9 protein-coding genes are annotated in these 12849 nt (G+C 68.4%); 5 read left to right on the top strand and 4 right to left on the bottom strand.

Translation table 11 applies throughout. The features are described 5' to 3' along the window. The first annotated feature begins 124 nt into the window (after positions 1–124). On the top strand, positions 125–280 hold the full coding sequence (locus DIE03_RS38245) for a hypothetical protein (RefSeq protein ID WP_185658149.1): 156 nt from the start codon (positions 125–127) through the stop codon (positions 278–280). A gap of 167 nt (positions 281–447) precedes the next feature. Beyond that, positions 448–927 (top strand): N-acetyltransferase, encoded by a 480-nt coding sequence (locus DIE03_RS13475; protein ID WP_124450965.1) that lies wholly within the window; start codon positions 448–450, stop codon positions 925–927. A 139-nt stretch (positions 928–1066) separates the two neighbouring features. Here DIE03_RS13475 and DIE03_RS13480 read toward each other — a convergent pair whose 3' ends face one another. The 3 genes from DIE03_RS13480 to DIE03_RS13490 form a co-directional block, all read right to left on the bottom strand. Continuing rightward, complete coding sequence (locus DIE03_RS13480) at positions 1067–4162, bottom strand: heavy metal translocating P-type ATPase (RefSeq protein WP_124450967.1); 3096 nt, start codon at positions 4160–4162, stop codon at positions 1067–1069. Between the two features lie 190 nt (positions 4163–4352). After that, positions 4353–4676, bottom strand: coding sequence for a type II toxin-antitoxin system HicB family antitoxin (locus DIE03_RS13485; protein ID WP_124450969.1), 324 nt, complete (start codon positions 4674–4676; stop codon positions 4353–4355). Next, positions 4673–4924 carry a toxin HicA gene (locus DIE03_RS13490; RefSeq protein ID WP_124450971.1) on the bottom strand — a complete coding sequence of 84 codons (252 nt, stop codon included), beginning with the start codon at positions 4922–4924 and terminating at the stop codon, positions 4673–4675. Before DIE03_RS13490 ends, DIE03_RS13485 begins: the two co-directional genes overlap by 4 nt. 269 nt (positions 4925–5193) lie before the next feature. Between DIE03_RS13490 and DIE03_RS13495 the strand changes: the two genes are divergently transcribed. Next, a complete protein-coding gene (locus tag DIE03_RS13495; protein ID WP_124450973.1) occupies positions 5194–6630 on the top strand; it encodes a DUF1254 domain-containing protein in 1437 nt (478 codons plus the stop codon). 148 nt (positions 6631–6778) lie between these two features. Continuing rightward, on the top strand, positions 6779–10585 hold the full coding sequence (locus DIE03_RS13500; protein ID WP_124450975.1) for a DUF748 domain-containing protein: 3807 nt from the start codon (positions 6779–6781) through the stop codon (positions 10583–10585). A gap of 53 nt (positions 10586–10638) precedes the next feature. Here DIE03_RS13500 and DIE03_RS13505 read toward each other — a convergent pair whose 3' ends face one another. Continuing rightward, positions 10639–10860, bottom strand: a complete 222-nt coding sequence (locus tag DIE03_RS13505) for a hypothetical protein (RefSeq protein ID WP_124450977.1) — start codon at positions 10858–10860, stop codon at positions 10639–10641. A 250-nt stretch (positions 10861–11110) separates the two neighbouring features. On the opposite strand from DIE03_RS13505, the gene DIE03_RS13510 reads away from it, so the two are divergent. Further along, on the top strand, positions 11111–12793 hold the full coding sequence (locus DIE03_RS13510; RefSeq protein WP_124450979.1) for an alkaline phosphatase family protein: 1683 nt from the start codon (positions 11111–11113) through the stop codon (positions 12791–12793). The last annotated feature ends 56 nt before the right edge of the window (positions 12794–12849 follow it).

Genomic DNA, 12849 nt, shown 5'->3' on the forward strand with positions numbered 1-12849 from the left:
GGCGGCGATCGGCTGTCGCGCGCCTGCGGCAAACTGATGCGGCTCACTGGCAGAGTTCAGGGAAAACCCTTAGAATGGAGGTCATCTAAGGGAAAACCCTAGTCACATCTGTCAGGAGTCTCACATGAGCTTCATCCTCGCCCTGCTGCAAAAGATCGACGACCTGTTCGTGTCGCCGCACCTGCCCCTCGACGCCGAATACTCGTACGCAGCGCGTCATGCCGAAGCCGAGCGCGTGCGCCGTGCGCATCTCGTGCCGATCGTCCTGTACCGTCGCTGATTCGCTGATTCGCTGATTCGCTGATTCGTTGATTCGCTGATTCGCTGATTCGCTGATTCGGCGCGGCGCTCGCCGCACCCGCCTGCCCGCTTTCCACCGCCGCATTGCGCGCCGGTGCGACCGTCCCGCTACACTGGAAGTCCGATTCCCTCGACGGCGACCGGGCCATGCTGCAGATGCGGCCGATGACGGCCGGCGAATTCCATGCGTACCGCACGCGAGCCATCGACGGCTATGCGCGCGATCTCGTTTCATCCGGACAAAACGCTGCCGAAGACGCCGCCGATCGTGCGCGCGCCTGTTTCGACACGCTGCTGCCGGACGGCCTGCTGACCGCCGGCCAGATCCTCGTGATGCTCATCGACGGCGCCAGCGGCGACGCGGTGGGCGACCTCTGGTACGCGATCGTGCCCGAAGGGCCGAACCGCACGCTGTTCATCTACGACCTCGACATCGTCCCGTCCCGGCGCCGCCAGGGCTGGGCCACGCGCACGCTCGATGCGCTCGACGCCGAGGCGCGCCGGTACGGCGTCACCGAGATCGGCCTGTCGGTGTTCAATCACAACACGGCGGCCCGCGCGCTGTATCGCGCGTGCGGCTTCGCACCGATCACGACGACGTTGATCAAGCCGGTCGTTTCGGACTGAATTCACCGGCGCGGTACGCGCTACCGATCCGGCGTGCCCCAACCGGCCGACGTCGACAATCCTCCCGAACCTTACTGCTGGCTGCTGGCCGATGGCCGATGGCCGAACGGCCACTCTGCCGTCCGGCCATCGCCGCGCATCAGCGTGCGCGGCCTTTCCATCTCCGCAGCAGCAACGCGTTGGTCACGACGCTGACGCTGGAAAACGCCATCGCCGCGCCCGCGATCACCGGGTTCAGCAAGCCGAATGCCGCGAGCGGCACGCCGACCAGGTTGTAGACGAACGCCCAGAACAGATTCTGCTGGATCTTCCGGTACGTGCGCTTGGAGATGTCGATCGCGTCGGCGACGAGCGCCGGGTCGCCGCGCATCAGCGTGATGCCGGCCGTGTGCATCGCGACGTCCGTGCCGGTCGCCATCGCGATGCCGACATCGGCCGCGGCGAGCGCGGGCGCATCGTTGATCCCGTCGCCGACCATCGCGACGACCCCGCCGTGCGTGCGCTTCAGCTCGGCGACGACGCGCGCCTTGTCGTCGGGCAGCACTTGCGCATGCACTTCGCCGATGCCGAGCGACGCCGCGACGGCCGCCGCGCTGCCGCGGTTGTCGCCGGTCACGAGCGCGCTGACGACGCCGCGCGCCGACAGCGCCGCGATCGCGTCGCGGGCGCCCGGCTTCACGGTGTCGCCGAACGCGATCAGCGCGAGCAACGCGCGCGGCGCATCGGCACGCATCAGCCACGAGATCGTGTTGCCGGCGCGTTCGAGTTCGGCTGCGCGGGCGTCGAGCTCGGGCGGCACCGCGAGGCCGAGCTCGTCGCGCCAGCGCGTGCTGCCGAGCGCGAGCAGGTGCCCGCCGACGCGCGCTTCCACGCCGCGTCCGGCCACCGCGCGCGCGTCGACTGCGACGGCCGGCAGTGTGGTGTCGCCGCGCGCGGCCACGTCCGCATCGTGTGCCGCGACCACGGCCCGCGCGAGCGGATGGTCGCTCTGGCGCTGCACGGCCGCCGCGAGCGCGAGCGCTTCGTCGCGCGGCAGGCCGACGGCTTCGAAGGCCGTCACCGACGGCTTGCCTTCGGTCAGCGTGCCGGTCTTGTCGAATGCGATCACGGTCGTGCGCTGCGCGAGTTCGAGCGCTTGCGCGTCCTTGATCAGCACGCCGTGCCGCGCCGCGACGCCGGTGCCTGCCATGATCGCGGCGGGCGTCGCGAGGCCGAGTGCGCACGGGCAGGCGATCACGAGCACCGCGACCGCGTTGAGGATCGCGGTTTCCGTCCCGGCGCCGGCAATCAGCCAGCCGGCCAGCGTCAGCACCGCGATGCCGAGGATCGCCGGCACGAACACTTCGCTGACGCGATCGACGAGCCGCTGGATCGGCGCCTTCTCGGCCTGCGCGGATTCGACGAGGCGGATGATGCGTGCGAGCGTCGTTTCCGCGCCGATCGCGGTGGTTTCGACGACGAGCGCGCCTTCGCCGTTGATCGAGCCGGCCGTGACGAGGTCGCCGTCGTCTTTCGGCACGGGCAGGCTTTCACCGGTGATCAGCGATTCGTCGATGTGCGAGCGGCCCGACACGATCCGGCCGTCGACGGGCACGCGTTCGCCCGGCCGGATGCTGACCTGCGTGCCGACGCGCACCTGCGCCAGCGGTACGTCGCGTTCGACGCCGTGCTCGATGACGCGTGCGCGGTCCGGGCGCAGCGCGTTCAGCGCACGGATGGCCTCGGTGGTCTGGCGCTTCGCGCGCGATTCGAGCCATTTGCCGAAGCGCACGAGCGTGACGATCACGGCCGACGCCTCGAAATACAGGTGGCCGTGATGCGCGGGGTCGCGCAGCAGCATCCACAGGCTCAAGCCATACGCGGCCGACGTGCCGAGCGCGACGAGCAGGTCCATGTTGCCGGTGCGTGCCTTCACCGCATGCCAGGCTGCGCGGTAGAAGCGTGCGCCGAAACCGAACTGGACGATCGACGCGAGCACCAGCTGGAGCCAGCCCGGCAGCATCAGGTCGATGCCGAACGGCGCGACCAGCATCGGTGCGACGAGCGGCGCGCTCAATACCGCCGACCAGATCACGAGGTTGCGTTCGCGAACGGCCTCGCGACGCTTGCGGGCGTCGGGGTCCGGTGCGGCGCTGGCCGGCTGCGCGTCGGTGCCGGTCGTGGCGCCGGCTGACGGCGCGGCGGCGAGTGATGCACGGTAGCCGGCTGTGGTGACCGCCGCGATCAGCGTGGCGGCATCGAGTGCGCCGGCGCCGTGCACCGACGCGCGCTCGGTCGCGAGGTTCACGGATGCACGCGCGACGCCCGGCACGGCGGCCAGCGCTTTTTCGACGCGGCCGGCGCAGGACGCGCAGGTCATGCCGCCGATGTCGAGTTCGAGGTCGGTGGAGGCGGGCGAGGCTGCGGGCGGCGTGGCGACGGCGACCGGTGTCGCGCCGTAGCCGGCCTGTTTCACCGCTTCGGCGAGCCGTGCGGCGGATACGTCGGCCGACGCGTCGACGGTGGCGCGTTCGGTCGCGAGGTTGACCGACGCGTGTGTGACGCCCGGTACCTTCGCCAATGCCTTCTCGACGCGCGACACGCACGATGCGCAGGTCATCCCGTCGATATCGAGTTCGATGCTGGCGGGTGCGGCGGGTGCGGCGGGTGCGGCGGGCGTGGCAGGTGTAGCGGGGACGGCGGTCGGAAGCGTGAGATCGGCCGCCGTCGGCGTCGCGTCATAGCCGGCCTGCTTTACGGCATTCGCCAGTTGCAACGCGGAAACGCCAGCCGATACGTCGACGGTGGCGCGTTCGGTCGCGAGGTTGACCGACGTGCGCGTGACGCCCGGCACCTTCGCCAGCGCCTTTTCGACGCGCGACACGCACGATGCGCAGGTCATGCCCTCGATATCGAGTTCGATCGTGGCAGCGGTGGGGGGAGGTTCAATCGCTGCCGACGGTGTTTCGTCGCGCTGCGCAGGTGCCGCAGGCGCGGTCGCAACGGCTTCGACCGCCGCTTCACGCACGGCCGCGCCGTAGCCGGCCGCACGGATTGCATCGACGAGCCGGCCGGCTTCGACCGTGTCCTGCGCGGTGACCGTCGCCGCCTGCGTGTCGAGATCGACCGCCGCATCGACGACGCCCGGCACGGCGGCCAGCGCGCGCTGCACGCGGCCCGTGCAGCCGCCGCAGTGCATGCCGTCGACGCTCAGTTCGATCGTTTGCAGCGCTGCGGAGGCAAGTGGTTCAGTCATGTCGGATTCCCCAAAAGCGCGGTTCGAGCCGCGAATGGTTCCAGTATCAACATTCCCATGATGGCAAGGTCAAGCGTCGGCGACGATGCGACGCATGTCGATGTACACAGCGTGTCACAACGTGAAAAAAACGATCGCCCGGCTTCCAGACGGACAGCCGGGCGGTCGTGCGTTGCGCTTGATTACGTGGTCAGGCGCAGAGCTTGGCGCTCGCGAGGCGATTCAGGCTGACGCCTTGCTCGGCGGCCTGGATGACCAGCGCACGGTGCGCCTGTGGCGGGATGCGAACCTTGAATTCGCCGCTGTAGGTGCGGTCGGCGATCGGATCGGGCACCTTCTCGCCGTTCGTGGTCATGTCGCGCACGACATCGGCGACGAGCCGGCGAATGCCCGTCAGCGCGCCTTCCGGCGTGGCGTCGAGCCACGAAAGAGACGGAAACTCCGCACAGAGGCCGACGTGCTCCCCGTCCTCCGGGGACCACGTTACGCGGTACGTAAAGTGGTCTTGGGTCATGATTTCTGTTCCTTCGGTCGATCGAGCGCGTCGAGAACCTGTCGCACCGGGTACGCCTTCGCTTTCCCGCGATCATGCTGGATATTCACTCGAGGATCGCCTTGCCACGGTGTCTTGAAAATAGCGTGGCTGGAACCCGATTGGCGGGCCGCTCCGAAGTGTGCCTCGCAGACCTTGAACAGGTCGTTGAAACGCACATTCGCGGGCTCGCGCCCCATTTGATCGTGGATCTTCCATTCGCTTGCCATAGCAAATGGTGTCAATAATGACACCATTTGTCAGCGCTGGTCACGAACCCTCTGTCACCGCCGTTCCCGCCGGCAACCGAACTAGCGCCCGCCCTGTTATTCGGCATATTGGGGGATGCCCTTAGGCGCTATGATACCGGCCTGACATCAGCGCCCACCGTTGCGAACCGTAGCGAGACGGTATCCGGGCAGGCTGGGGTGCCTTGCATTCGCCGTTCGCGAGACGAACAAGGCGTTGACTGAAAAGAACGATATTCGGCCAGTAATCGATGATTGAAAACCTGCAGGAATCAGTTTCTCTGCGGCGCGCGTGCGCGTCGCTGGCCTTGGCGGCATTGCTCGCCGGGTGTGCGTCGCAACCGGACGCGATCCAGCGGAAAACCGGCTGGATGCGCGCGGAAGTCGCCGACTCCTATGTCTATGCGTATCCGCTCGTGCTGATGGACGTCGCGAAGGAAGCGGCGACGGGCGGCGACGGCGCGCAACCGGGGCAGGCGCCGCTCAACACGCTGCGCCACGCGCAGGCGCTGCCGCCCGTCGGTGCGGTCAATCCGCCGCTGCCGGGCGTCGATACCCTCGACTCGACCGGCTGGCTCGACGTCGCCGCCGAACCCGTGATCGTCACGCTGCCCGACACGCGCGGCCGCTACTGGGACGCGCGCGCGCTCGACATGTGGACGAACGTGCTGTGGTCGTCGTCGACCATCGCAGTACGCACGGCACGCGGCGGCGCGCGATCGCAAACGATTGCGTTTGCCGCGAAGGGCTGGCAGGGCACGCTGCCGAAGGGCGCGCTGCGGGTCGACGTGCCGTCCGCCAACGCGTGGCTCGAAGTGCGGCTGCAGACGAGCGGGGGGCGCGACCTCACGGACGTGAAGAAACTGCAGCGCGCGATTCGCGTGGTGCCGCTGTCTGTATACACAGGCGCGGCGCGCGGCGCGTCGGTCGCGGTTCATGCGGGCAGCGCGCCTTCCGAAGCGGCGGGCGGCGGCACGCCGGCCGAGCAGGTGGCCGCGCTCGACCCGAAGGCGTTCTTCACGCGCTTCGCGCAGGCGCTGCAGGACAACCCGGCGTCGGCCGACGATGCGCACGCGCAGGAACTGCTCGGCGACATCGGCGTGACGGCCGGCTATCCGGTGCTGTGGACCGGCGACCGCCTCACGGCGGCGACGGCCGGCGTCGCCGAGGCGCGTGCGCGGCTCGCGACGCCGCCGTCGAACCTGCTGAACGCGAACGGCTGGAACTGGATCGGCGACACGGCCGGCAAGTACGGCCAGGACTACACGCTGCGCGCGTACGCGGCCTACTCGCAGTTCGGCACCGCGACGCGCGACGACGAGACGCTCGCGGTCGTCCGCGTCGACAGCGACGGCCATCCGCTGAACGGTGCGAACCGCTACGTGCTGCATTTCGCGCCGGGCGCGCTGCCGCCGGCCCGCGCGTTCTGGACGCTCACGCCGTACACGACGAACGGCGCGCTGCCCGACGTCGGGTCGGCGCGTCGCTCGCTCGGCGATCGCGACCGGCTGCGCCGCAACCGCGACGGTTCGATCGACATCGTCGTGTCGGCGTCGCCGGGTGGTGCGCACGCAGGCAACTGGCTGCCGGCGCCGCGCACCGATTTCGCGCTCGCGTTGCGCCTGTATGCACCGAAGCCGCAGGCGAGCGACGGGTCGTGGATGCCGCCCGTCGTCGTCCGGAAATGAACGGATGACCGGCGCCACTGTCCGACCGGCGGGCGCGACGGCGCCCGAACCCCGTACCGTCACCTCCTGAGCCTATACTTTCGGGATAGCGTGCGCGGCCGCCCGGTTGTCCGGCGCGGCCCGGCATCCATTCCCGAGGCATTCAAGCATGGCAAGCGCAGACAAAGAAACCATATCCTCGACCCTCCATGCCCTCGGTGGCGTTGCACGTTCACGTCGGACCCGGCGTATCGGTATCGGCGTGCTGATCTTCCTCGTATTGTTCGGACTGCTCGGGTTCTTCGCAGCACCGCCATTGATCCGCCATGTCGCCGAACAGCAGTTGAGCAAGCAGCTCGACCGGCCGGCCACGATCCAGCGGATCGCACTGAACCCGTACACGCTGAACCTCGAAGCCGACGGCATCCACCTCGGCGAGCGCGGCGGCAAGGGCGACTTCGTCGACATCGGCAAGCTCGTCGTGAGGCCGTCGTGGTCGTCGCTGTTCCGCGGCGCGCCGATCGTCAATGAAATCCGGCTCGATTCGCCGCGCTTTCACATCGTCCGCTACGACGCGCAGCGCTTCAACTTCACCGACCTGATCGAGAAATTCTCCGCGCCGTCGCCGAAGCCCGCAAGCAAGCCGACGCAATTCTCGGTGTCGAACATCCAGGTCAACGACGGCCGGATCGACTTCGACGACCGCCTGCTGAACGAGCAGCACGTCATCGACAACTGGACGCTCGGCATTCCGTATATCGCGACGCTGGCGTCGAAGACCGACATCTTCGTCGAGCCGAAGCTGCGCGCGCGCTTCGACGGCAGCCCGATCTCGATCGACGGCAAGACCAAGCCGTTCGCGCAGTCGCGCGAATCGGAGATCGCGCTGAAGTTCGATCGCCTCGACGTGCCGAAGCTGATCTCGTACGTGCCGGCGAAGCTGCCGGTGGTCGTGACGAGCGGCCTCTTGAGCAGCAACCTCGCGGTCAATTTCGTGATGAGCGGCGAGACGCCCGCGCTGCGCGTGTCGGGCACCGTCGACCTGAACGACGCGAAGGTGACGGACCATGCGTCCGCGCCGCTGTTCGCCGCGCGCGGCGTGCACGTCGCGGCAGCCAGCCTCGAGCCGCTGCGCAACGCGATGCACTTCGACGAGATCCGGATCGACCAGCCGGTGGTCGACCTGGCGCGCGACAAGCAGGGCGTGCTGAACGTCGAGAAGCTCGTCGCGCAGCCGGCCGCCGCCCCGAAGGCCGAAGCCGGCAAGCCGGCCGCATCGGCCGCCGCCGCTTCCGGTGCCGCCGTCGCCGCGGCCAGCGGCGCCAGGGCCGACAGCGCCGCCGCCGCGAAGGAAGCGCCGCCGCTCGACCTGACGATCCGTCATTTCGCGATCGACGGCGGCACGGTCAACGTCGACGACCGCGTGCCGGCGACGCCGACCGCGATGTCGCTGACGAAGCTCGCCGCGACGCTCGACGGTTTCTCGCTGCAAGGCAAGACGCCCGCGAAATACACGCTGTCGACGTCGCTGTCGCGCGGCGGCGACGTGAAGGCCGAAGGCGCATTCAATCTCGCGGACAAGCAGGCCGACACGAAGCTGACGGTCGCCGCGCTCGCGCTGCCGGCACTGCAGCCGTACCTCGGCGAGGCGACGCGCGCGCGCGTGCTCGACGGCACGCTCGGCGCGACCGTCAACGCGAAGACCGACTGGGGCAAGACGCCGCTCGCCGCGGAAGTCGCCGACAGCACGATCGGCCTGAAGTCGCTGAAGATCGCTGCACCGGACAACAAGGCGCCGGCAATCGTGCTGCCCGACGCGAGCGCGAAGATCGCGAAGGTGGACGTCGCCGCGCGCATCGTGGAGATCGCAAGTGTCGACGCGAGCGGGCTCGCGCTCGACGTGAAGCGCCTGAAGGACGGCAAGATCGACCTCGCCGCGCTGGCCGAACCCGCGCAGGCGGCGGTACCGCAGCGCACGGTCGCGCGCAAGGCGCAGGCCGCCGCGCCGTCGTGGCACTACCGGATCGACGCGCTGAACGTGAAGGATTCGTCCGCGAACTTCACCGACCTGTCGACGCCGCGCCCGGTGAAGCTGGCGATCAAGCCGCTGGAGCTGTCGGTGCAGAAGCTGAGCGACGACATGACGAAGCCGCTGCCCGTGCAGTTGAAGGCGACGCTGAACCGCAAGGGCTCGCTGAACGTGACGGGCGACGTGACCGCGCAGCCGCTGAAGCTCGGCCTGAAGATCAACGGCAACCGCCTCGACGCGGCCGCGTTCGAGCCGTACTTCGGCAGCGCGCTGAACGCGACGATCGCGAGCGCGCTGCTCAACGCGCAGGGCAACCTGACGTTCGCGCAGGTGAAGGACACGCCGCGCGCGACCTATCGCGGCGACGTCGCGCTGGTCGACGTGCGGATGCTCGACAAGGCGACGTCCGACCCGTTCGCGGGCTGGCGCTCGCTCGCGCTGTCGAACCTGAAGGCGAACTACGACGAGAAGGGCACCGACGTCGATGCCGCGCGCGTGACGTTCTCGAACTTCTACGGCCGCGTGCTGCTCGATGCGCAGGGGCGGCTGAACCTGAAGGACGTGGTCGCGAAGGAGTCGGGCCCCGCGCAGTCGCTCACGCGCGACGCGAGCAAGGGCGAACCGGTGCCGCTGTCGCCGGGCATGACGCCGCCGGCCGCCGCGCAGGCTGCATCGGCTGCCGCCGCCCAGCAGGCATCCGTGCCGGCCGCTGCGCCCGCGACCGTGGTCGTGAAAGCCGCGCCGCCGCCGCAGAACCCGGTGCGGATGCACTTCGGCCAGCTGCTGCTCCAGAGCGGCCGCGTGACTTATACCGACAACTTCATCAAGCCGAACTACACGGCGAACCTGGTCGCGATCAACGGGACGGTCGGCGCGTTCGGCACCGATTCGACGACGTCCGCGCCGGTCGACGTCGCCGCGAACCTCGCCGGCAACGGGCCGATCTCGATCAAGGGCTCGGTGAACCCGCTGATCGAGAAGCCGGCGCTCGACCTGACGGCGACCGCGCACGACATCGAGCTGACCAACCTGACGCCGTACTCGGCGAAGTACGCCGGTTACCCGATCACGAAGGGCAAGCTCAACGTCGACCTGCACTACCAGCTCGCGAACGACCAGCTGTCGGCGAACAACCACATCTTCATCGACCAGCTCACGTTCGGCGATCACGTCGAGAACGACACCGCGACGAAGCTGCCGGTGAAGCTCGCGATCTCGCTGCTGAAGAACACGCGCGGCCAGATCGACGTGAACCTGCCGGTGTCGGGTTCGCTGTCGAACCCGGAGTTCAGCGTCGGCGGACTGATCTGGCATGCCGTGCTGAACCTGATCGCGAAGGCCGTCACGTCGCCGTTCACGCTGCTCGCGAATGCGTTCGGCGGCGGCGGCGAGGATCTCGGCTACGTCGAGTTCGCGCCGGGCACCTACGAGCTGACCGACGCGCAGCAGAAGAAGCTCGACACCGTCGTGAAGATGCTGACCGAGAAGCCGTCGATCCGCCTCGACCTGATCGGCCGCGTCGACCCGGCGCAGGACACGCCGGGGCTGCGCGACGCGTACGTCGAGCGGCTGGTGCGCCAGCAGAAGCTGAAGGACGTGGTCGGCCAGGGCGAGAGCATCGATCCGATGTCGGTGAAGGTCGACAAGGCCGAATACTCGAAGTACCTGGCGCGCGCGTACAAGGCCGCCGACTTCAAGAAGCCGCGCAACCTGGTCGGCCTGCAGAAGACGCTGCCCGATGCGGACATGAAGCAGGCGCTCGCCGATCACGCGCCGGCCGACGACAACGCGCTGCGTGCGCTCGCGCAGCAGCGCGCACAAGCCGTGCGCCAGTACCTCGACGGGAAGATCGATTCGAGCCGCGTGTTCGTCGTCGCGCCGAAGCTCGACGCGAAGGGCATCTCGGACAAGGGCGCGACGACGCGCGTCGACTTCGGGCTTCAGTAAGTCTTGCCGTCATCCGCCGCCGCGCCCGCATCCGCCGGGCGCGGCGGTTTTTTTCAGCGCGCGGCGATCGCCGGTTCGCGCTTGTCCAGTTCCTTCCTCGCGGCCAGCGGCAGACGCGCGTCGTCCCACTGCGTCAGCCATTCGATTTCCTTCGTGGTGAACACCGGCCCGTGGTTGCGCAGCGCGTACTGCAGCGCGTCGACGACGTGGTGGCGAATGATTTCGGGGGTACGTGCATCGTCCAGCACGAACCGGAGAGCTTCCAGGGTCGACATAGTCGTGCTCCGGGTCAGGGAAAACCCTTTATTACACGCCAATAGTCGCCGGCCAAGTCGAAAAAAATCCCGCCGCACGGGCCGGTGCACGCGACGGCCACCCATTGCGACCGATTCGTATCGCTTGCGATTGGTTACGTTTGACAGACAACAGAAAGCCGCGCTTCACGTGGCCGCCGCACGATCCGGCGATATTTTGCGCGCCTGATGGCAAGTCGTGCAGTTCAACGTCAATCGATGAGGTGGGGTGATGATTTCCAGGTTCGTCAAGCAACGAAAAATGGCGGTGATGGTGGCGGGCGCGCTGGCGCTCGCAAGCGTGGGCGCATATGCGGCGCAGCAGGACGGCAACAGCCAGGGCGAGGACAACGGCAACGGCCGTGCGAGCCGCGTCGTGAAGCACGTGCTGCTGCTGAGCATCGACGGCCTGCACGAACAGGATCTCGCGCGCTGCATCGGCGCGAACACGTGCCCGAATATCGCGGTGCTCGCGAAGAGCGGCGTGACGTACACGAATGCGTACACGCCGGGCCTGTCGGATTCGTTTCCGGGCCTCGCGGCACTGGTGACGGGCGGCTCGCCGAAGACGGCCGGCCTGTTCTACGACGTGTCGTATGACCGCAACCTGTATGCGCCGAGCGACACGACGTGCTCGGGCAAGCAGGGCTGGAACGTCGTGTTCGACGAGACGACCGGCATCGACGCGCAGAACGGCGGCGCGCTCGTGCATCTCGACGGCGGCGGCGCGTTCAATCCGCAGGCGATCCCGCATGCGAAGGTCAACGGCCAGTGCGTGCCGGTCTACCCGCACAACTACGTGAAGACCAACACGGTGTTCGAGGCCGTGAAGGCCGGCGTGCCGAACGCGCACACCGCGTGGGCCGACAAGCACGCGTGGGGCTACGACTGGCTGAACGGCCCGTCGGGCACCGGCGTCGACGACCTGATGCGCACCGAGATCAACTCGATCGACCCGGCGACCAACACCGCCTACACCGACGTCTATTCGCACACCGCCCGCTTCGACAACCTGCACGTGCAGGCGCTGATCAACCAGATCGGCGGCCGCGATTCGACCGGCACGAAGACCGCGCCGGTGCCGACGCTGTTCGGCGCGAACTTCCAGACGCTGAGCGTCGCGCAGAAGGCGCCGGTCGCGAAGGGCGGCGGCTATCTCGACGCCGACTTCACGCCGAACGGGCAGGTCGCGAACGCGATCACGTATGTCGATGACGCGATCGGCCACGTCGTCGCGGCGCTGAAGCAGGCGAACCTGTATTCGTCGACGGCGGTGATCGTCACGGCGAAGCACGGCCAGTCGCCGAGCGATCACACGAAGCTCGTGAAGAACGGCGACACGCTGACGAAGCTGCTCGAAGCGAACAACTTCATCGATCCGAACGGCAACTTCGGCCAGAACAACACGACGACGGGCAACCTGAACGACGGTTCGGGCCTGGTCGGCACGGGCTTCGTGCAGACCGACGACGTCGGCCTGATCTGGCTGCGCGACCGCAGCCAGCGCACGGCCGTGGTCGAGAAGCTGAAGGCGAACCTGGGCTGCAACGCGCCGGGGATCTGCGCGGACGGCCCGCAGGCTTACGTGCTGTACGGCGCGGCGCTGGCCGACCGCTTCGGCGATCCGGCCAACGGCCGTACGCCCGACATCGTCGTCCAGCCGAATCCGGGCGTGATCTACACGTCGAGCACGAAGAAGGACGAGGAGCACGGCGGCAACGCGCCGGACGACAGCCACCTCGGCCTGCTCGTGTCGTACCCGGGCGTCCATCGCGCGCGCACCGTGAACGATCTCGTCGGCACGAAGCAGGTTGCGCCGACGATCCTCGGGCTGCTCGGCGCCGACCCGCGCCTGCTGCATGCGGTCGTGGCCGAGAACACGCACGTGCTGCCGGGGCTCGGTATCGGGCGCTGACGCGGGATGCCGGATGCCGCCGCCGGGCGGCGTCCGGCGCAGGGCGCGCGCGGCCG

It is taken from the genome of Burkholderia sp. Bp8992, assembly GCF_003853705.1.
GTDB lineage: Bacteria > Pseudomonadota > Gammaproteobacteria > Burkholderiales > Burkholderiaceae > Burkholderia.

Bases quoted from the DNA above. Each gene is read 5' to 3' on its own strand.
- DIE03_RS38245 (WP_185658149.1), top strand. From the start codon at position 125: ATGAGCTTCATCCTCGCCCTGCTGCAAAAGATCGACGACCTGTTCGTG.
- DIE03_RS13475 (WP_124450965.1), top strand. From the start codon at position 448: ATGCTGCAGATGCGGCCGATGACGGCCGGCGAATTCCATGCGTACCGC.
- DIE03_RS13480 (WP_124450967.1), bottom strand. From the start codon at position 4,162: ATGACTGAACCACTTGCCTCCGCAGCGCTGCAAACGATCGAACTGAGC.
- DIE03_RS13485 (WP_124450969.1), bottom strand. From the start codon at position 4,676: ATGACCCAAGACCACTTTACGTACCGCGTAACGTGGTCCCCGGAGGAC.
- DIE03_RS13490 (WP_124450971.1), bottom strand. From the start codon at position 4,924: ATGGCAAGCGAATGGAAGATCCACGATCAAATGGGGCGCGAGCCCGCG.
- DIE03_RS13495 (WP_124450973.1), top strand. From the start codon at position 5,194: ATGATTGAAAACCTGCAGGAATCAGTTTCTCTGCGGCGCGCGTGCGCG.
- DIE03_RS13500 (WP_124450975.1), top strand. From the start codon at position 6,779: ATGGCAAGCGCAGACAAAGAAACCATATCCTCGACCCTCCATGCCCTC.
- DIE03_RS13505 (WP_124450977.1), bottom strand. From the start codon at position 10,860: ATGTCGACCCTGGAAGCTCTCCGGTTCGTGCTGGACGATGCACGTACC.
- DIE03_RS13510 (WP_124450979.1), top strand. From the start codon at position 11,111: ATGATTTCCAGGTTCGTCAAGCAACGAAAAATGGCGGTGATGGTGGCG.